Genomic DNA, 20,456 nt, shown 5'->3' with positions numbered 1-20,456 from the left:
TGTTTAGATAATGCAGTGGCTGAAAACTTCTTCGCTTTACTCAAAACAGAGATGTATCACGGTCAAAGCTTCACTGATGCTGATGAACTGATTGCAAATATCGAAGAATATATAGAGTATTACAATACAAAACGGATTAAGGTGAAATTTAAAGGCCTGACTCCGATAGAATATCGAAATCAGGCCTTGCAAGCCGCTTAACAGAAATGTCCAACTTTATGGGGTCACTTCAGACCGTGGGAACGATAACTAAGCATAAAAATTGAGGGAGAGCTAGCAGCTCTCCCTTTTCTCATTCGCTCATCTTGTTAAGCAGCATATCCGCCACTGATTGCCTTAGCGAAAGTTCTTTCAATGATCGCTTCATACACATCCACTAAAGCGGCTGAAATTTCCGAGCTAAGTTCAAACAACTTGGCTTGATACTGCTCTGTATGTTTCTGTTCGGTGAGGTATTTCTCTAACTGCGCCATACAATCATTCAGATCGGGATGATAATCGGCATACACGGCATTCACTTTTACTAATTTGGTGTGCAGCAAATTAGCCTGTTTAACCAATAGTGCCGGTTTAAAATTCATGTTCATCGCCATGATACCAAGACGATATTGAGTTAACGCTTCAATACCAGACATAACCGTTTGCCACTGGTCGTTGTAGTCACCGGCAAACTCAAGCTTATTGGCTTTATCCAAAGAGATAAGAATTTGGCTATCCACCTGGAATATAAGCTGGCGAATCATCTTACCGTGAACCACCAAGTTGTTGGAGATCGAGCGATGTTTATAGTTGCTAGTTAGCTGCAACAACTTGTTTCTCAACGCAATTCTCTCAATCGAATTACCGATATAACCATCACTGGCTAACTTGGTTGCGGCTTTGATCATCTCATTATCAAGTTGTGCAATTTTGCCAACGACATCTTGCTGATGATTAAATAGATACTGATGGGTTAAAGAGCGATGCTGCCTTACTAAATCAATCATATCCAACAATTTAGAAATTGAAGCTTGATGCTTTACCAAACTGCGATGTGAACTTTTTGAAACTAAAGACGAAACGTCACCCATTAAACCCAGAAAAAAGTTATTACCAATCACTTCCATGTCACTGATCTCCTGCAGACCTATCTATAGAAAGAAACTGCATAACCAGTGCCAACTGTTAACTTATTGATATCAATAGATTCACATTTGATGTAATTGATACAACTTGCACAAAAATGTGACCAATCGCACTTATTTGGTGAAGTTCTTGGTTAGATCGAATATTTCAAGCAACTTAAAGGTTTTGTTCTGATACTCGTATTTAAAAACGCAGCAGTTCGGGATCACGCCTTTCAGCACTTCATCCAAATCATGCCACAACGACAAAAAATGCTTACAGGCACCAGAATGTGAAACCGCCAGCACTGTGTTGTTACCTTCCTGTTCCATGATCTCAATGCAAGTGTTTAAAACACGCTCTTTCAGTTGTTGACGAGATTCACCCCCATACTGTAAATAGTGCGTTTCACGAGCATCGTAACTCGGGTGTAGATCTTCACTTTCACCTTCATAAATGCCAAAGTTCATCTCTTTTAGTCCTTTCAGACGAGTAAGCGGCATTTTGTTGCGCGTCACAATCTCCGCAGTATCACTCGCACGTTCGGAAGAAGAGCTGTAAAGGCGGTCGAGTTGAATAGAATCAAAAAACTCAGCGACCAGTTGCGCCTGATGAATACCTTTTTCTGTCAACGGTGAATCACACCAACCTTGGATTTTTCGTCTCACATTAAACAGCGTCTCGCCATGACGCATCATATAAAAGGTTTTAGCCATCTCAAGCCCTTATGCCGTTCTAGAAAAGTGATATGCCATTATATACCCAAGTGGCTCCAATATGCAGGATTCAGGGCTTCATCAACCAGTTCAGAGCCAAGTCGAGAGCCTTAAAGGTTAGCTCTGCTCTTTTCACTACGGCGAATTTCTCTTAAAATCCTGCCAATTTCTGTTTTAGCAAAATGAATCTTATCGATCATGAATAAAAGTCTTATCACCAACATTGTATCCCTCGCGCTACTGGCAGTGGGCTACAGCACGCAAAATCAGTTCGCTTTGTATGCGGGTCTGTTCGCTTTTTCAGGGGCAATCACCAACTGGCTTGCCATTTACATGCTGTTTGAGAAGGTGCCCGGACTATACGGCTCAGGTGTGATTCCAGCTCGATTTGAAGCATTTAAAAATGCGATTAAAACGCTGATGATGGAGCAATTCTTTACCGACACCAATATTGATCGTTTCCTTAATCAAGAGCTCAGCGGCAAACAGCCACTCGATTTAGCGCCAATTATCGCCAAAGTAGACTTCAATCCAAGCTTTGACAAACTGGTCGATGTGATTGCGAACTCTCAGTTTGGTGGCATGCTAGCAATGTTTGGTGGCACAGAGGCACTTCAACCGATGAAACAGCCATTTGTTGAGAAGATGCAAGAATCTATGGTGGAAATTAGCCACAGTGAATCGGTGAAAAATGCACTAAAAGAGCAGCTAGAATCACCCGCAATACTCGATGAAATCAAAACCAACATCGAAGGTATTATTGACCAACGCTTGAGCGAGTTAACACCACACCTGGTCAAAGAGATGGTGCAGAAGATGATCAAAGAACACTTAGGATGGCTCGTCGTTTGGGGTGGTATTTTCGGTGGTGTAATAGGGTTGATTTCTACTTTCATCGCTTAACTTGCCCTCAATATCCGAGCATCATATACCCAAACTACTTGAAGTTGCAGGTAGGCGGCAAGTGAGTGAATCCCCATGAGCATAGATAAACTATGTGATTGGGGTGAACGAACGTAGCCAACACCGCTGCAGCTTCAAGTAGGAAGGGTATAAAAAAAAACCAAGCAAGCTGAACTTGTTGGGATTTTTTATTTCACTCATTCGCTACGTTTTAAACGATGAGGATTTAAGCGCCGATGATACCGCCATCTTCACGCGTAATCATCATGATGGTTGAACGAGGTTTAGAGCTACCACCTGCTGGGAAATTTGACGCTTGCAGTTCTTCACCCGGATGTTGAACACCAATAAACATGGTTTTCTGATCTGGAGTGAAGGTTAACCCAGTGATTTCACTCGCAACAGGTCCGGTGAGGAAACGGTGTACTTCGCCAGTGATGGGGTCACCACACAACATCTGGTTATTACCCTGCCCTGCAAACTCCCCTTTGTTCGAGTAGTTACCATCGGTTTGAATCCACAGACGACCAGCTTTATCAAAACCAATACCATCAGGGCTATTAAACATGTTATTGGCGTTAATGTTTTCACTGCCTGCGTACAAATTGCCTTGATTCACCGTTGGGTTACCCGCAATCAGGTATAAATCCCATGCAAACACCTCCGCCGTGTGATCGCCTTTCACTGGCATCCAACGTACAATTTGTCCGTAGTTGTTTTTCTCACGCGGGTTTGGACCACCGACAGGTTGCCCTTCTTTGCCACGGTTTTTATTGTTGGTCAGCGTACAGAACACGTGTTCATTGTTTGGATGAACCGCTACCCACTCTGGGCGGTCCATAGTGGTCGCACCCACTTGCGTCGCCGCACGGCGAGCAAAAATCAGCACTTCGGCTTGGCTGTTAAACCCGTTTTCTGGTGTTAAGCCGTTTTTGCCAAACGTCAGCTCCAACCAGCGCCCCTGACCTTTTAACTCTTTGTCTTCCATATCAAACTGAGCCACAGATAAGGTGCCTTCTTCAAGCAGGTCACGGTTTGCTGCGTCATTACCTTTTTGGTATTTGTTTTTTGATACAAAACGGTACAGATGTTCGCCACGCTCATCATCACCTAGATAGACGACAACATGGTTGTCTTTGTTAATGGTTAACGCTGCGTTTTCATGTTTGAAGCGGCCAAGTGCAGAACGCTTAAGAGGCGTTGAGTTAGGATCGTTCGGGTCAATTTCAACAACCCAACCGTGACGATTTGGCTCATTCGGGTTCTTAGTCACGTCAAAACGTTGATCGAACTTATGCCATTGGTAGTCGCTGGGTTTTGCAGAAATGCCGTAGCGTTTTTGATCAGCATTAACACTGCCTTCCGTATTCGCGCCAAAGAAACTGTTGAAGTTCTCTTCGCACGTTAAATAAGTACCCCACGGTGTTTCACCGTTAGCGCAGTTGTTAAATGTTCCTTTGGGCATAGTGCCGGAAGGATCAGCAGCAGTTTTTACCAGATCATGCCCCGCAACAGGACCTGTCATCTTCATTGGTGTATTTGCTGTAATACGGCGGTTACGTTTACCGTTACGGTCAATCATCCACTGACCATCTTTACGCAGGATTTCAACAATGGTGTTACCCACTGCTGCCTGAGCTTTCAACACATCATCAGCAGTCATGTTCTTGCCCTGATGCTCAAACAAATACTCATAGTTGGTGTATTCGTTATTAATCGCTAATACTGCACGATCATTGCTAATTGGGAACAAACTCATACCATCAGTGTTGTCACCAAATTGCAGCGCTTGGGTCGCTGAATCCTGTTTACCACTTGGATCAAATTCTGGCACGTTGGCGAAAATTGGGTCGCCCCATGAGATGAGCGGCGTTGCTTTATAGCCTTTGGGTACCACAACCGCATCAGCGGTTGATGCTGGCACAGGTTCAAATTTTAATAGCGATGATGTCGGTTTTGCTGCCACCGCTTTAGCCACTGGGTTAAGCGCCAAAAATGCACCGGCACTCACTGCTGCTGTTCCCGTTAGGAAACCACGGCGAGATAATCTCGCTTCGATCATTTCACTGAACTGAGAATCTTGCTCATCACGATTCCACATTGGAGACTCCTTGACTTTACTCATTATAGTTATTGCTTCATTGCAACTTAGATTTCTAAGATTCAGCAGCTTAGCGTCCAAATGTGACTAAAAGGTGAATGATATGTTTCCAACGCATGACAGGAGCATATAAATTTGAGAACCGCATCAGTTCACATTTCCCTTATATTCCTTATACTCAATAGCAGTAACCACATTTTTATTACCGCTATTTCTACGATTGTTTATAGCAATGCTAACAGGAAAAAATCAGTAGGAACTCTGTTGTCATTCAACACCAATGACAACAGAGCAAGCGGACAGAGAAGCAACAAAACAATGAGAACAGAAACTAAGGGCCTGAGCTTTTTTGATTAGCAGGCCAACTTCCTCCTATGGGAGTTAATGAGGGCAATATGAACGTGGTTATTAATGGTGTGTCTTACGCCTATCAGGCAGGACATACTGTATTTCAATTCTTGAAATCCGAAGGGATAGATGTCCCTAGCCTTTGCGCTGTCAGTCATCAGCAAAACAAACAATCTTGTGGCCTATGCGTCGTCGAAATTGACGGATTAGGCACCGTCCGCTCGTGTGAGCAACAACTCACACCAAACATGTGCATTAAAACAGATACAGATTCTCTGAAAACAGAGCGCCATCAAGCACTGAAACGAATTTTGTCTGATCATAACGCAGACTGTGAGGCCCCCTGCCAAGTCGCTTGCCCTGCCCATGTTGATATTCAGACCTATCTACATCACATCGCGCAAGGCGAACCACAAAAAGCCATTGAGGTGATTAAAAAGCACTTGCCACTTCCTGCATCCATTGGTCGCGTGTGCCCCGCTTTTTGTGAAGCAGAATGTCGCCGTAGTGTGGTTGATGAGCCTATCGCGATACGCCATTTAAAACGTCACGCCGCAGATATTGATTTAGAAGCAGCGCCTTATCAAGCTGAAATTCAAGCCAATAATGGTAAGAAGGTAGCGATTGTCGGCGCAGGCCCCGGCGGATTAGCGTGCGGCTACTATCTGAGCTTATTGGGTTTCGACACCACAGTATATGAAGAGATGCCTAAAGCAGGTGGCTGGCTACGTTACGGTATTCCTGAATACCGCTTACCAAAAGATGTGCTCGATAAAGAGATCGAGCTGCTTACTCAGACGGGTATGCAAATTCATTGCAATCAAAAGATTGGCGAAAATTACACTCTCACCCAGCTAGAAGACGATTATGACGCCGTTTGTCTTGCCATTGGCGCCAGCCTGGCAGTGGGTAGCGATTATCCCGGCAGTAACTTAGGTGGATGCTATTTAGGGGTCGATTATCTTAAAGATGCCGCGATAGACCGCAAGCTGACAACGGGTAAACGAGTCGCGATTATCGGCGGTGGTAACACTGCCATTGACTGTGCCCGCACCGCGTTACGTTTTGGCGCGAAAGTGACGCTGATTTATCGTCGCACCATGGCTGAAATGCCAGCGGAAGAGTACGAAATTGCAGAAGCCAAACACGAAGGTGTTACGTTCCAATTTCTCGCTAATCCAGTTGAAAATCTTGCTGATAAAAACGGGCATGTACGAGCCGTCAAACTTGAAAAAATGATGCTAGGTCAGCCAGATTCTTCGGGTCGTAGACAGCCAATTCCAACCGGTGAAGTGGTCGAGATGCAATTTGATACCGTCATCTCAGCCATTTCACAACGATCAGATACTGTGCTTATTGCAGGTGCTGACCTGCCATTGACTCGTCGCGGCACAGCCGATGTCACTGAAGAGACTATGCATCATGCTCGCAATGTTTTCTCGATTGGTGATTTCAGACGAGGACCGGCAACGGCCATCGAAGCCATCGCAGACGGTAAACGCGCCGCTGAAGCAATTGCAGAAAAACTTCTGCTTGGTGGCATTACGCCGAAACCTTATCAGTTTAGTAGCAGGAAAGAGCCTTCTCTCAGTCGCGTCAAACAGATTGAATATCGCCTAGAAGCGGTAAAACGCCGGATCGAATTTCCGCATTTGTCAGAGTCAGAATCAACCACCAGCTTCAACGAAGTGGAACTGGATGCGGGCATCGAAGCATCAATGCAAGAAGCCAAGCGCTGCCTGGAATGTGGCTGCCAAGCGAGTACTCAGTGCGATCTGCGCGATTACGCCAGTGAATATAAAGTCACTCACGAAGACGTAGAATGTTCATCAGGTAAACACCGTTTCCCGGTAGATAAAAGCAGTGAATTTATTGTGTTTGATGCGAACCGCTGCATCAGTTGTGGCTTGTGTGTACAGACTTGCCAAGAAGATACACAACACGGAATACTGCAATTTACAGAAGGCACATTGCGTCCTCAATTCGCTAACGGCGAATCAATGGGCGGCTCTAACTGCGTGCAGTGTGGCGCTTGTGTTCAAGTGTGCCCAACGGGTGCATTGGTAGATAAACGCGATAAATCCTATTCAAGAGTAGAAATTCTCAAGCCGGTCAAAACCGTCTGTACCTATTGCGGTGTCGGCTGTAATGTCGTGCTGTACGTGGATGAGAAAGCCAACAAAGTCCGTTATGTGGAAGGCGATAAAAGCTCGCCAGTCAACCAAGGAATGCTGTGTGTGAAAGGCCGCTTTGGTTTCGACTTCATCCATAGCCCTGAACGACTAACCCAGCCGCTGATCCGCCACAATGGTAAGTTAGTACCCACTTCTTGGGAAAATGCGATTGAAACTATCGCGAAACGCTTTACTGAGCTGAAACAGAAACACGGCAGTAATGCGCTCGGTGGATTCTCATCCGCGAAAACCACCAACCAAGATAACTATCTATTCCAAAAACTGATTCGTCGCGAGTTCGGCACCAATAACGTCGATCACTGTGCGCGCCTTTGTCATGCTTCAACGGTTACAGGTTTAGAAGCATCGATTGGTAGCGGGGCTATGACCAACGATATCGCCAGCATTGAGCACTCGGACGTGATTTTTGTGATCGGCTCAGATACCACATCTGCACACCCAATCATCGCTTCTCACCTCAAACAAGCGGTGAGTCGTGGTGCAAAACTAATTGTGGCGGATCCTAAACGTATCGGCATGGCCGATGTTGCCACCCTGCATGTGCAACAACGTCCGGGCACCGACGTCATGCTGCTTAACGGTATAATGCAGCAGATCATCGAAAATGCCTGGTACGACAAAGATTATATCCGTGAGCGAGTAGATGGTTTTGATGATTTAGTAATGGAAGTGATGTCCGATGCTTACCTGCCGGAGAACGTGGAATTGGTCACTGGCGTCACAGCCCAAGACATTAAACGAATGGCTGAGATGATCGGCACCGCGAAAGTCACTGCGGTTTATTACGCCATGGGCATCACCCAGCACACTACCGGTCATGACAACGTACGTTCTGTTGCCAACTTGCAAATGCTGTGTGGCAATATCGGTATTGAAGGCGGTGGTATCAACCCACTGCGTGGTCAATCCAACGTTCAAGGCGCTTGTGACATGGGCGCATTGCCAACGGATTACCCGGGTTATCAGAAAGTAATAAACCCGTTGGTGCAAACCAAATTCGCCAAAGCCTGGCAGGCAGAGCATCTCTCCACTGAAAATGGTTTAACCCTGACAGAGATGATTGATGCGGCACATCGCAAAGAGCTTCGCGGTTTGTACGTTATGGGTGAAAACCCTGTGCTCAGTGATCCGAATCAAGCCCATGTAATTGAAGCACTCAAAGACCTCGATTTTCTGGTGGTTCAGGATATCTTCTTATCGGAAACAGCGGAACTTGCGGATGTGGTGTTACCTTCAGCTTCCTTTGCAGAGAAACACGGACATTTCACCAATACCGAAAGACGTGTTCAGGCACTGGCACCGGCGATTAAGTCACCGGGCGAAGCGAAACAGGACTGGTGGATCATCACGCAAATTGCTAATGCTATGGGTGGCAAATGGCAATATCAAAACATTGAACAAATCAATGCTGAGATGTGTGAAGTTACCCCCCAATATGCAGGTCTGACGTGGGAAAAAGTGGCTAACCAAAGCGTGCAATGGCCATGTAACGACCAAGCACCCAACGGCACACGTATTATGCACCAAAGTACGTTCAGACGTGGTCGCGGCGAGATGGTAGCCGTACCTTTCATTTATGCGGCTGAAATGCCAGATGAGGAATATCCATTAATTCTGACCACTGGCCGGCTACTTGAGCAGTTCCATACTGGAACCATGACTCGTAAAACCCAAGGACTTGACAACTTGGCGGGCCCACGAATCATGATCAGCGTGCAAGATGCAGAAAGACTGAGTATCAAAAACAGTGAGCCCGTGCGCCTTTGCTCTCGCCGTGGCGTTATTGAAGCACCAGCATTTGTCACCAAACGAATGCAGCAGGGCGTGGTTTTTGTTCCGTTCCATTTTGCCGAAGCACCAGCTAACAGACTGACATCCGAAGCTCGAGACCCTTATGCCAAAATACCGGAATTTAAGGTATCAGCAGTCAGGCTAGAAAAATTGGAGTCCACCAATAAAAAGATACAGAAAGTAGCATTGAAAAATTAATCTGTGTCTATACTTAGTGTGGAAACAACCTCCATTAACTGGCTCTAATAAGCAAAAACCACTCCATCATTGGAGTGGTTTTTTCTCATCGGACTCTCGTCGAATATAGATTAAGCAGCGTGAATGATATCTGGAGACAGAGAACAAAGTTCGTCGACAATCTCTTTGGTCTGTTTTGAGTAAATCAGCTTATCTTTCGCACCTACTAACTGTACCAATTTCACTTTTTTAGACAGAATCGCATGTCTTAAAATGCGCAGAACCATTTGGTTATCCAGCACATCATCATCGGCTAAACCAGTACTTGGTACCAGTGAAGCTAAATCAATATTGAGTACCAGTTGATCGCAGTGATCCATAAAGTGGTTAAGCTGGTTTTTCAACTGTGTGCGATGACGAAAACTGCATTCGTCGGAGCTTAGCCAATCACAACCGAGATCCTCGGCATACTCTAATACTTGAGAAACAGTACGCTTGAGGTCTGTGCCAATAAAGAAAGCTCGGGTATTTTGAAAACGCGACAACATAAAATGAAATACAGAACCCAATGTTGGCTCAAGAGATTGTTTTAATTCAAAACTGTGGCCAATATGAATAACACCGACCTCTTCCTTGTCGAGCGCCAATACGGGCATAGCTTTAAGTAGCAGCTCATGACAGTTAGCCAAAGCGACCGGAACGGAACAGAGCGCAAAATTACGACTGAGTAACGCTTGATAGCCTGAGTCCTGATGATCTTGCACCACGAAATGGCCAGCATCACTGTAGTTAAGGTTTGCTTGCTGTTTATAAAGCCACTCTGAAGATAATTCTAAACTCTGCTGAGTAAATTCAAACTCTACCTGTGTCATAGGTTTTACGCGTTCACACACGGTTAGGAAAGCGAACGGAGAGATCGTATGTACCGCACTGCGGTTCAAACGATAACGTTTGAATAAACTCAACATGATGATTACCTCTCTGGTGGCAACGCGCGAGCGGCCTGTAACACATGCAAAATGATTCGCTGTTTATTAGCGTCTACGCGATGAGCTGGAGCCATAACCGAAATCGCGCCAATCAATTTGCTTCCTTTCATCACCGGAGCACTGATCCCTGAAACACCGGGGTCAATCTCAGAAGTACTCACGGCATAACCTCGTTGCCGTATTTTTTCCAACTCAACTTGCCATTTATCTAATTGCTCTTCTTCTCCGAAGTATCGCAATATTTTTTCACAACGCTGAGTTGGCATAAAAGCCAGCATAGCTTTGGATGAGGCGCCTCGAAGCAGGGGTTGACTTTGACCCTGGACGTAGCTGCATCGGAGCGCCTGCATACTTTCTTTCTGGATGACACACAATGCTCGATAACCTACCGGCACCATGAATGCAGCCATTTCACCTGTCTGTTTTTGTAACCGAGTGAGTACCGCATCCACTTCATCTAAGTTGTGTTGACTGGTCTCATAACTGTGCATTAATAGCAAAGCTGCCGGACCGATGATCAAGGTTTTGTCATACGGACTTTCCTCAATCAAACTCCACTCTTTTAACAGCTTTAAGTGTCGATAGAGACTACTCAAAGGGACTTGTAATTGTTCACTCAGCGTTTTTGCTGATACAGGTTCACTATTGACCGCCACTTGCATCAATAACTGAAGTGACTTTTCATTAACCTGATTGGAAGACAGTTTTAATTCATTCATGGGGTTGTTTTAGCCTTTATCAGTAAACGCCTCAAACACAGATTCTTATATATCGAGAATTCAACTCAAATTAAAGCATTACATTCTCACCCTATGAGAATGTTGTAAAATAAATGCAGATTTAACACCAATCGCAATTTTTAGGTAACGCTTTGATGCTAACTTGCAATTCATGCCAACTATCGGCAACCTCTGTAATTCCTAACTTAAATGTAAGTTGGTGCATCAAGGACACTTAAATGAAACTAATCAAACCACTCTCATATTTTCTCGCTATCGTATTCAGCGCTACAGCAGCAGCCAAAGTCACTATCGAAGTTCCTAGCTCTATCGATGTATTAGTTGTAAATGGCGCGAAGCCAAGCACATCTGGAAGTTTATTTTCTTCAACCAAAAGCCTTGAATTGGAAGATGGACAAAACCAAATCGTGTTTCGTTTTGAACCTTTTTTTAATGAAGGGAATGATCGTGTTATCGTCGAAAGCGATGTGGTGATAGCCAAATTTACCGCACAAGAAAAAGAACTAACGTTCTCATTACCTGAGTATCGTGATGCCAAAGCGGCACAGAAAAACATCAAATCATTTGAATGGTCTTTGATGGATAAAAATGGTTCGCTAGTTAAAGTAGACCAAGATCGCTTAGTCAAACAAGGCATGCAGATTGGTCGTAATTACTATCAAGAAGCCTCAGAGTACAACCGTACTGGTGCAATTGCCTCAATCGCAGATGCGACTTCACCAGTGGGTAATATTGCAGTACAAGGGGTTGCCGCTGATTCTACCGCAGAAGAAATGCTGCACTTCTGGTACAACAAAGCGGACGAAAAAACCAGAGCTCGTTTTAAAGAATACGTTAAGGGGCATTAACCCAACCTGACGAGCTCTCTTGAATAGAGAGCTCGTAATATTCTTTCTCGTTTTTCAGTAACACATCAAACACTTTACTATCCAACCTGCCGCAGCTCACTTCGTGAGACATAATTTGCATCACTTCTTCGAGTGACATTCTTCCCCGGTATGGTCGAGCTTGAGTTAATGCCTGAAAAACATCCGCTACCGCGATGATACGTGAAGGCAAGTCAATTTCTGTGCCTTGCAAACCTCTCGGATATCCTGAACCATCCAGACGTTCATGGTGGTTAGCCGCCCATTCGCACACCGCAGACTGACCAAACATCATTTGTAATGTATAGCGTGAATCCGTTGAATGGCGCTGAATACAGAGATATTCACTCTCATTGAGTTTACCCCGTTTATGCAGTATCTCCTCTGGGGTATGTAACTTGCCAATATCGTGTACTAACCCTGTTAAATACAGAGCCTTTTGCATCTCAGAATTAAGCCCCAACTGCTGAGCCAAGCTGTAACAGATCTCTGCCACTTTCTGAGAGTGATAAAAAGTAAACTGACTCTTCGCATCGACAATATTCGCCATCAACATTGCGATAGCCACCACATCTGCTGCTTCTAGCTTTTGTTCAAAAAATGGCGTTGGTGGAAGACTTTGACTCAGGGCTTCAATGTGATAAGGCTCCATTGAAAACCAGATAAACTCATTACTCAGCAGGCTTTGCATTTGACGAACGAGGTCACTTTCAAACAAGGTGCCACTAAGCCGCCCAATTTCAAGACACACTTCATTACGAGCTTGCTGAGTCACATTGCTGAACTCATCTCTTGGGTAGAGTTCTTTAAGATAATCGACCCGGTCGGCTAAAAATATCAGCGCAGCAAAGCGCTTATCTCTATCAGAGATCTCAATGTGCTTCAGATCTTCCCAAGGGGTATGGTGGTACAAGATAACATCGGCAAAAAAAGCCAATGGAGGGCATTGAGAAAGAAGTTTGTACCCTCGCACACAGTGCTGACGAACATTGTCGGGCTGCATATTCTCAAGCAAATAATAGAAATCGCGTTTTTGCGCAACACCACAATCATGAATTAATCCAAGTGAGAATACCAACTGGCACTCTTGTTCACTCCACTCCATCGCTTTAGCACAAGCGTAGGCCATGTAGCCGACGCGATGACCGTGATTGATATCATCAATACCAATCGAATCTAGCGCTCTGGCAATGCAAAAGAATGTCTGCCTTAAGTTGACATGCCATTCAATTTTGATAGGACTCATCATATGCAGCTCGTTTCTACTGTTTCAGTTGAATATTACAACCCTAATGAAAATATAGTAGAACAATGACTGATGATTAAACTTAGGCTTGATCACTTTTCTCCACTGTCTTGCCATGACCTGTGGTGATATAAGGTAGGTTGGTTATCGTGACGATAAAATGGTTTCGTGGAAGTTTTCTCAATCTCGTGCTCAGTTATGGATAGAATGGCGTAACTTTTTTATTCGGATAGCCTCCATGAGCCTACTTGAAAACTTCTCCATTATCATGGCGCTGATCTTAATCAGTTGCTTTTTTTCGATGTCAGAAATCTCATTGGCCGCAGCGCGCAAAATGCGCTTGCGCCAACTCGCAGACGATGGAGATCACCGAGCCACTTTGGTCCTTGGGTTGCAAACGCGCCCAGGTAATTTTTTTACGGTTGTACAAATTGGCCTGAACGCTGTTGCTATCATGGGCGGGATCGTCGGGGAATCCGCGTTTACCCCACATATCGCCGCTATGCTGAGCCATTGGCTCCCAGAAGCGTGGCTTGCACAAACCAGCTTTGTGCTCTCTTTTATCTTGGTCACCAGTCTGTTTATTTTACTTGCCGATCTGATGCCTAAACGTATCGCCATGGCTATGCCAGAAACCGTTGCTTTAACCCTAGTAAAGCCGCTATTGGTGTGCATTTTAATTCTCAAACCCATCGTATTCGTGTTTAACGGCTTGGCGACGCTGATTTTTCGCTTGTTACGCGTCCCCGCAGAGCGTAATGACGACATTACCAGTGATGATATTTACGCGGTCATGAATGCGGGTGCGGAAGCGGGCGTACTCGATACCAATGAGCAACAAATGATGGAAAGCGTATTTCAGATGCAATCCATACCGGTTACCTCAGCTATGACGCCACGCGATAACATCGCTTTTCTCTCAATTGGCGACGATGAAACCATGCTCAAACGCAAAATTGCCGACAACCCTCATCACAAATTTCTCGTTTGCGATGGGCAGCTCGATGCAATCAAGGGCTTTGTCAATTCAACGGAACTGCTGATTCGCCTCATTAACGAGCAGACTTTGGATTTAAAAAGCAGCAGTGTGGTGCAAAGCTGCCCGATCATCCCTGATACGTTAAGCTTATCCGAAGCGTTGGAGTACTTTAAAACCAACCGCGTCGACTTTTCTGTGGTGATGAACGAATATGCATTAGTGCTTGGCGTAGTGACGTTTAATGATTTACAAAGCGCAGTAATGGGCAGTTGGGTGTTGGCAGAAGGTGAAGAGCAAATTGTAGCCCGTGATGAAAACTCTTGGCTAATCGATGGTGTAACCCCTATCACCGATGTGATACGCACGCTACAAATTGACGAGTTACCACATTCACAAAACTACGAAACCATCGCCGGCTTTATGATGTTTATGCTGAAAAAAATTCCGCGTCGCACCGACTCAATCATCTTCTCTGGCTACAAATTTGAGGTTGTCGACATCGATGATTACAAAGTGGACCAATTGCTGGTCACACGAGTGGAACCTAGAGATAACGAAAAGTAACGAATATTGGGGCATAAACTGTTCTGTACGTAAGAGACGAACCGTATAGTGAGTACTGCAGGTCTTGTATATTTCAAGGTACAACCATCGCAATGGTATATTCTATTTGGCAAATAATGCTCAACCGAGACACCGCCTTCAATAGAATGAAGTAGTCGTCGATGCTCTTTATGTCCTGGTTGAGCGCTGGTTTTAGTGAAATGGTGAAAAATTAGGCGCTCACGCGATCACCTTGACACACAACCTTCGTAAAAATATACCCTTACCTTGCGTCTAATTTATATCAGAATTACACGGATACAACGCACAATTTCTCCTATTTTACGAATCTTATAATTTAGTTGTCATTACATTAGTTACGGGCAATCCTTCATTAATCAGATTCGACATAAAACTCATATACTTATCAACATGATGAAAATAACACTGATAACTAGCGCACAAATAATTGTGCGGTACATTATTTTGAACATCAACCCTATGCTTTGGGCAGCCTCCATTACAAGCAAAATGATACTGGCAAGATAAACATTCATCTGAAACCAGGGATTTATTACGACCAAATTCAACCTGTTTCCCAGATAAACAAATGTTTTTCAAATCGTCCTTTAGAATATTACCTAATAAGTATTCTGGATAAACAAAATGGTCACAAGAATATATATCCCCATTTCGTTCAATAACCATAGATTTACCACACTCTTGATTAAATATGCATAAACTTGAATTGTAACCATGCCATGAAAATAAACTGGCATCAAAGAGCTGAACAAATACATTACCTACATCTTTTTTTATCCATTCATCGAATACATCAATCATGAACAAACCAAAACCATCTCGTGGTGCTGAGTAGGGAAAGACGTTTTTTTTATCATCATACTCTAATATTGGAATGTATTGATGATAGCGGGAACCTAATGATTTTAAGAATAAATAAATTTCTTTTCCATACTTATAGTTTTGGTTATTAACGACTGTCATAGTGTTGTATTCAACACCATGTTGATTAAATAGTTCTATTGCATTAACGACCCGTTTAAAAGTGCCATTTCCAGATGTTGTTATCCGATATTGATCATGATGAATCTGGGTGCCATCAATAGATATTCCGACTAGAAAATCGTATTTAGCCAAAAACTTAGCCCATTTTTCATTAATTAATATACCATTAGTTTGAAAAGTATTTCGAACCTGTTTATTTCCCCCATATTTTTCTTGTAATTTTACAGCTAATTCGAAAAATTCTATTCCTGCTAAAGTCGGTTCACCTCCCTGCCAAGAAAATTCAATACATTCTGAATCCTGAGAGTCAATATATTGCTTAATATATTTTTCTAATATATTAACATTCATATAAACATTATTTTTTTTGCTTTTGTAGTATTTTTTCTTTTCAAGATAAAAACAGTAATCACAATTTAAATTACATTGATATGAAGTTGGCTTAGCCATTAAATGAAAGTCTTTCATCTCATTATTCCAATTAAAGAACAACAGTCTTCATGTCAACTAGCATAAAGACTGTTTTATCGTTAAATTTCCTTAGGTAAAAGTAATGGCTCATCCTTATCGGTCAAACGGTTTACAGGCCATTGAACATCCATTTTTTCAAGTTCATCTTTCAATCTTTTAGCCATAGATGCTAACTTTTCTGGTTCAGAATTAGCTAAATTAAAGTTTTCTCCTATATCACTTTTTAAATTATACATTTCCCAAGTTTTGCTGTTATAAAAGTAAATAACTTTATAATCACCTAAACGCATTGTACTATTGGGTTCATAACCAGGTCCAAATGGTCCCCATATATGGGGATAGTGCATGATAATAGGGCGCTCTATAATTTTATCTGGAGATGACCATAAGCTTGAAACATCAATACCATCAACTTTATAATCTGTAGGAATTTCACCGCCAGCAATATTAATGAATGATGGGAATAAATCATCAATTAATACTTGAGCATCGGACACTGAATTAGACTTAATTGGTATTTTTTTCTGTAAAGGGTTTGCTGAATTCGGCGTTCCCCAACTTACAATATAAGGAACACGAATCCCCCCTTCATAGGCTGAACCTTTCCCAGATTTTAATGGATAATTATGAGTGTTTAACTCGGTTCCTCGTGGAGTTGTTTGACGTGTGTGACCAGATAAACCACCATTATCCGATGTGAATACAATAAGTGTATTCTCTGCAATTCCGCGATCTTTAAGATGTTGTATGATTTCACCTACGCTAGTATCCATACCTTCAACTAATGAAGCATATCGAGCTTCAATCTCAGGAACAGCTATCTGTGTATCTTTATAAATTTTACCCCGGTAGTTATCTATGAATCGAGGGTGGGCTTCAATGGGAGTATGAACAGCATAATAAGCCATATTTAAGAAAAATGGTTTTCCTTCAGCTACTGCATTATCTATCTCGTTCTCGGCCTTTTCAGTTAATACATCCGTCAAATGAACAGGTTTTCCATGGTACTCTTCTAAACCTGGTACACCTTGAGGATATCCATCTGTTACAGGAATATCATTGCCAAAATTTTTCTCACCTAAATAAGAGGCAGGGGCTCCTGCTGAATGACCAGCAATATTAACATCAAAACCTAGTGTTTTAGGATCTGCACCTTCTGTGCCAACAGCACTAAAATGCGCTTTACCAACATGTATCGTATGATACCCAGCCTTTTTAAGTTGCTTAGGAAGAGTGATATCGCCTGCTTGCAACCCTTCCTGCCTCCAATTACGAGGAGATTTATTTGGACCCCATGCTCCGTTTTGTGCATCACCATTAGGAAGCATGATCCAATTTGAACTGTGGTGACGAACAGGGTTTTGACCTGTCATTAAAGAAATACGACTAGGACTACATACTGCATGAGCGTATGCTTGTGTAAATTTTACGCCCGTTTTTGCTAACTTTTCCATTGATGGTGTTCTAAAAAAGTCATTAGCAGGTACTCTTTCTGGCGCAAATTGTACTGATGTGTCAGTCCAACCCATGTCATCTACGAGAAACAAAACTATATTAGGTTGGGTCTGATTTGCGTAGGCAGATAGGCTCATCGTAGCACTAAGAGCTACTGCTATTGCTACCTTTGTTTTTTTTGTAATCATTATAACTTTCCTTTGGTTTCACGATTCTGTTGCTTTTAGGTAATGGACCAATACGATGTAGAAATTTGTCCAAATAAATAATTTTTTTATTTTTCCGACAAGAAAGACTTTTTTAATGTCCTAGAAATCATCATAACTTTCCTTCACTTCCACACATGTAAATCTTGTCTGTCACGACCTGTTTCATTGCTGCTTTACCCGGCGTAATATACTTACGTGGGTCGTTAGCATCTGGGTTCTCAGCAAAATATTGTTTGACGGCATTCGAAAACGCGATTTTCAGCTCTGTCGCCACATTCACTTTGCATACACCTAGCTCAATACAACGACGCACCATCTCATCCGGTACGCCTGACGCTCCGTGCAGTACTAATGGAATATCGACCACTGCGCGGATCTGCTCTAGGCGAGCAAAATCCAGTCTAGGTTCTGCTTTGTAGAGGCCGTGCGCGGTACCAATTGCGACTGCTAGCGAATCGATACCAGTGCGGCGAACGAACTCCGCTGCAGAGGCTGGGTCTGTCATCAACGCATCTGCGCTATCGACGATCAGATCATCTTCCTGACCACCAAGGCGACCAAGCTCGGCTTCAACGCTGGCGTCGTATCGGCTGCAGTATTCGACCACAGAGCGAACAATCTCGATGTTCTGCTCAAACGCATGGTGAGAACCATCAATCATCACCGAGCGGATACCGTGTTCGACTTTATTGCGAATGTCTTGCAAGTCTTCATGGTGGTCAAGGTGCAGTACTAATGGAATTGAGTGTTTGTGCGCCGCTTCTTTACAAATGCTGACTAGGTAGTCGATACCTGCGTAGTCGTACGTTCCCGGTGTGCCAGCCAAGATAACGGGTGAACCCAGTTCAGAGGCGGTTTCGACGATGACTTGCACTGTCTCAAGGTTATGAACATTAAATGCCGGTACAGCGTAGCCGCCTTGTTGAGCACGTTTAAGCATTTCACGAGAAGAAATTAGATACATAAAGCCTCCTGACTGGATACTGCGTCGTGGTCGAATACTAGACGTCCGTTAACCCAAGTCTTTGCAATTGAGAAATCTGAGTGAATCGCCACCATAGAAGCATGTTTGCCCACTTCCAGAGTGCCGAGTTGATGTTGTAAATTGAGTGATTGCGCGGGAGTCAAAGAAGCCATCAACCACGCTTGCTCTAGCGGTAAATTGAGCCAGTTCTGAATATTGGCGACGGCGTTGAGCAAAGTCAGAGTGCTGCCCGCAAGGCTACCGGTATCGGTAGTGACCACGCCGCCTTTCATTTCTACGGTGTACTCACCAAGGGTATATTGACCGTCAGGCATACCTGCGGCGCACATCGCATCAGTAATCAAGGTCAAGCGTGAGCCACAGCAGCGATGGGCAATATCAATCGCGCAAGGATGCACATGATGGCCGTCGGCAATCATTTCGACGTAGCTGTTGGGATGGCACAAGCCAGCGCCCACGACGCCTGGATCTCGGTGGTGGATTCCTCGCATGCCGTTATAGCAATGCACGATGCCGCTCGCGCCCGCGTCGAGCGCCTGCTGAACTTGGTCATAGCTGGCATCGGTATGCCCTAACATGACTTTAATACCTTGTTTTTTTAAGTAGCGAATCGCGTCTAGAGCGCCCTGTTTTTCTGGTGCAAGTGCGAATGTGATCAGTTGGTTATCGCTGTAAGAAATCCACTGTTCCAGCTCTTCAACAGATAGTTCTCTAAACCATTCGGTTGGATGAGCACCGCGATTTTTCTCGGTGAAATAAGGACCTTCCAAATACGCACCAAGAATTTCAGCGCCTTGCACGCCGCGTTGTTTGCTTTTGGCGACTTGCTGTAACGCTGCGCGAATTTTACTGACCGGAGCCGTCACGGTTGTCGCAACAAAAGCGGTAACGCCTTGACTGGCAAAAAAGCGAGACATGGTGTCTAAGCTGCTGTGCTCTGCATCCATCACGTCACAGCCTTTTGCGCCGTGTACATGGGTGTCAATTAAGCCCGGCATCAGGCTAACTTGGCCTAAATCGGTACAGTTGTCGTGTCGCTGTTGGTCAAAAGGTTCAATGGCGTCAATGATGCCATCAACCACGGTGGCCACGGCGTCGTCTAGCCAATGCTCGCCGTGCAACACTCTTTGAGCTCGGTAGCGGTGAGTATCAGATACCATCATGTTCTTCCGCTGTGGTTGTTTTGTCTTTCAACGCCATTTCAGCCGCGAGTGAGGTAATGCCGCGATGACCACATTCAATCGCTTGGTCACGAAATTCGATAAGCTTGAGCTCGTCGCGCTCTAGCAGCATCTCGGCCGCCATTTGTAGATTGGTGCCTGTCACGACTTGAATATCGTCGCGCTCTTGGCTGAGTAGCGATGCGGTACGAAAAGGCGTGCCGCCGAGCAAGTCAGTCAGAAAAACAATCCCTTCGCCTGAGTCGATCTCTTGGATCGCTTGGCGCATCTGCGCTTCAAGTTGCTGTGTGGAGGACTCTTCAGGAAAGTCCAATGCGATAAATTGTTGCTGTTCACCAATCACCTGGTGAATCGCTTTCTCAATGCCTGATGCAAACCCACCGTGGCCAGAAAGAATAACTGCAATCATGTTTCTATCCTTACAGGGGCTG

16 protein-coding genes are annotated in these 20,456 nt (G+C 44.1%); 5 read left to right on the top strand and 11 right to left on the bottom strand.

Annotated features, from left to right (window positions below; translation table 11 throughout):
• Positions 1 to 201, top strand: a 201-nt coding sequence (locus tag ACK5MF_RS01010) for an IS3 family transposase (RefSeq protein ID WP_416918509.1), incomplete at its 5' end; no start/stop codon positions are given.
• Positions 202 to 308: 107 nt separating this feature from the next.
• Here ACK5MF_RS01010 and ACK5MF_RS01005 read toward each other — a convergent pair.
• On the bottom strand, positions 309 to 1,106 hold the full coding sequence (locus tag ACK5MF_RS01005) for a hypothetical protein (RefSeq protein ID WP_416918507.1): 798 nt from the start codon (positions 1,104 to 1,106) through the stop codon (positions 309 to 311).
• Between the two features lie 132 nt (positions 1,107 to 1,238).
• Positions 1,239 to 1,820 (bottom strand): histidine phosphatase family protein, encoded by a 582-nt coding sequence (locus ACK5MF_RS01000; protein ID WP_416918505.1) that lies wholly within the window; start codon positions 1,818 to 1,820, stop codon positions 1,239 to 1,241.
• Positions 1,821 to 2,018: 198 nt separating this feature from the next.
• On the opposite strand from ACK5MF_RS01000, the gene ACK5MF_RS00995 reads away from it, so the two are divergent.
• The gene (locus ACK5MF_RS00995) at positions 2,019 to 2,723 is read left to right on the top strand and encodes a DUF445 domain-containing protein (RefSeq protein ID WP_416918503.1); all 705 of its coding nucleotides are present in this window, start codon (positions 2,019 to 2,021) and stop codon (positions 2,721 to 2,723) included.
• A gap of 226 nt (positions 2,724 to 2,949) precedes the next feature.
• Here ACK5MF_RS00995 and ACK5MF_RS00990 read toward each other — a convergent pair whose 3' ends face one another.
• Positions 2,950 to 4,824, bottom strand: coding sequence for a PhoX family protein (locus tag ACK5MF_RS00990; protein WP_416918501.1), 1,875 nt, complete (start codon positions 4,822 to 4,824; stop codon positions 2,950 to 2,952).
• A 395-nt stretch (positions 4,825 to 5,219) separates the two neighbouring features.
• On the opposite strand from ACK5MF_RS00990, the gene fdhF reads away from it, so the two are divergent.
• Positions 5,220 to 9,356, top strand: a complete 4,137-nt coding sequence (gene fdhF, locus ACK5MF_RS00985) for a formate dehydrogenase subunit alpha (RefSeq protein WP_416918499.1) — start codon at positions 5,220 to 5,222, stop codon at positions 9,354 to 9,356.
• 110 nt (positions 9,357 to 9,466) lie between these two features.
• On the opposite strand, the gene ACK5MF_RS00980 is transcribed toward fdhF, so the two are convergent.
• Entirely contained in the window at positions 9,467 to 10,303 is an 837-nt protein-coding gene (locus ACK5MF_RS00980; RefSeq protein WP_416918497.1) for an arginase, read from the bottom strand.
• Positions 10,304 to 10,308: 5 nt separating this feature from the next.
• Entirely contained in the window at positions 10,309 to 11,043 is a 735-nt protein-coding gene (locus ACK5MF_RS00975; RefSeq protein ID WP_416918495.1) for an IclR family transcriptional regulator, read from the bottom strand.
• 239 nt (positions 11,044 to 11,282) lie between these two features.
• Between ACK5MF_RS00975 and ACK5MF_RS00970 the strand changes: the two genes are divergently transcribed.
• Positions 11,283 to 11,912: a DUF2057 family protein gene (locus ACK5MF_RS00970; protein ID WP_416918493.1), complete on the top strand. Its 630-nt coding sequence runs from the start codon at positions 11,283 to 11,285 to the stop codon at positions 11,910 to 11,912.
• On the opposite strand, the gene ACK5MF_RS00965 is transcribed toward ACK5MF_RS00970, so the two are convergent.
• Positions 11,899 to 13,176: an HD-GYP domain-containing protein gene (locus ACK5MF_RS00965; protein ID WP_416918517.1), complete on the bottom strand. Its 1,278-nt coding sequence runs from the start codon at positions 13,174 to 13,176 to the stop codon at positions 11,899 to 11,901. The two genes, ACK5MF_RS00970 and ACK5MF_RS00965, sit on opposite strands and share 14 nt — an antisense overlap.
• Before the next feature lie 238 nt (positions 13,177 to 13,414).
• Here ACK5MF_RS00965 and ACK5MF_RS00960 point away from each other — a divergent pair, with 238 nt between their 5' ends.
• Positions 13,415 to 14,719 carry a hemolysin family protein gene (locus ACK5MF_RS00960; protein WP_416918491.1) on the top strand — a complete coding sequence of 435 codons (1,305 nt, stop codon included), beginning with the start codon at positions 13,415 to 13,417 and terminating at the stop codon, positions 14,717 to 14,719.
• Positions 14,720 to 15,049: 330 nt separating this feature from the next.
• Here the strand turns inward: ACK5MF_RS00960 and ACK5MF_RS00955 are convergent, their stop codons facing one another.
• The 5 genes from ACK5MF_RS00955 to agaF form a co-directional block, all read right to left on the bottom strand.
• Positions 15,050 to 16,192, bottom strand: a complete 1,143-nt coding sequence (locus tag ACK5MF_RS00955; RefSeq protein ID WP_416918489.1) for an anaerobic sulfatase maturase — start codon at positions 16,190 to 16,192, stop codon at positions 15,050 to 15,052.
• Positions 16,193 to 16,254: 62 nt separating this feature from the next.
• Positions 16,255 to 17,838, bottom strand: coding sequence for a sulfatase (locus tag ACK5MF_RS00950; protein ID WP_416918487.1), 1,584 nt, complete (start codon positions 17,836 to 17,838; stop codon positions 16,255 to 16,257).
• A gap of 130 nt (positions 17,839 to 17,968) precedes the next feature.
• Positions 17,969 to 18,823, bottom strand: coding sequence for a tagatose bisphosphate family class II aldolase (locus ACK5MF_RS00945; RefSeq protein ID WP_416918485.1), 855 nt, complete (start codon positions 18,821 to 18,823; stop codon positions 17,969 to 17,971).
• The gene (nagA, locus tag ACK5MF_RS00940) at positions 18,814 to 20,004 is read right to left on the bottom strand and encodes an N-acetylglucosamine-6-phosphate deacetylase (RefSeq protein ID WP_416918515.1); all 1,191 of its coding nucleotides are present in this window, start codon (positions 20,002 to 20,004) and stop codon (positions 18,814 to 18,816) included. The genes ACK5MF_RS00945 and nagA overlap by 10 nt, the downstream gene beginning before the upstream one ends.
• Positions 19,994 to 20,434: a PTS galactosamine/N-acetylgalactosamine transporter subunit IIA gene (gene agaF, locus ACK5MF_RS00935; protein ID WP_416918483.1), complete on the bottom strand. Its 441-nt coding sequence runs from the start codon at positions 20,432 to 20,434 to the stop codon at positions 19,994 to 19,996. Before agaF ends, nagA begins: the two co-directional genes overlap by 11 nt.
• Positions 20,435 to 20,456 lie beyond the last annotated feature (22 nt).

It is taken from the genome of Vibrio sp. (assembly GCF_047973365.1).
Lineage (GTDB): Bacteria > Pseudomonadota > Gammaproteobacteria > Enterobacterales > Vibrionaceae > Vibrio.
This window is presented reverse-complemented; position numbering and strand designations above follow the sequence as displayed.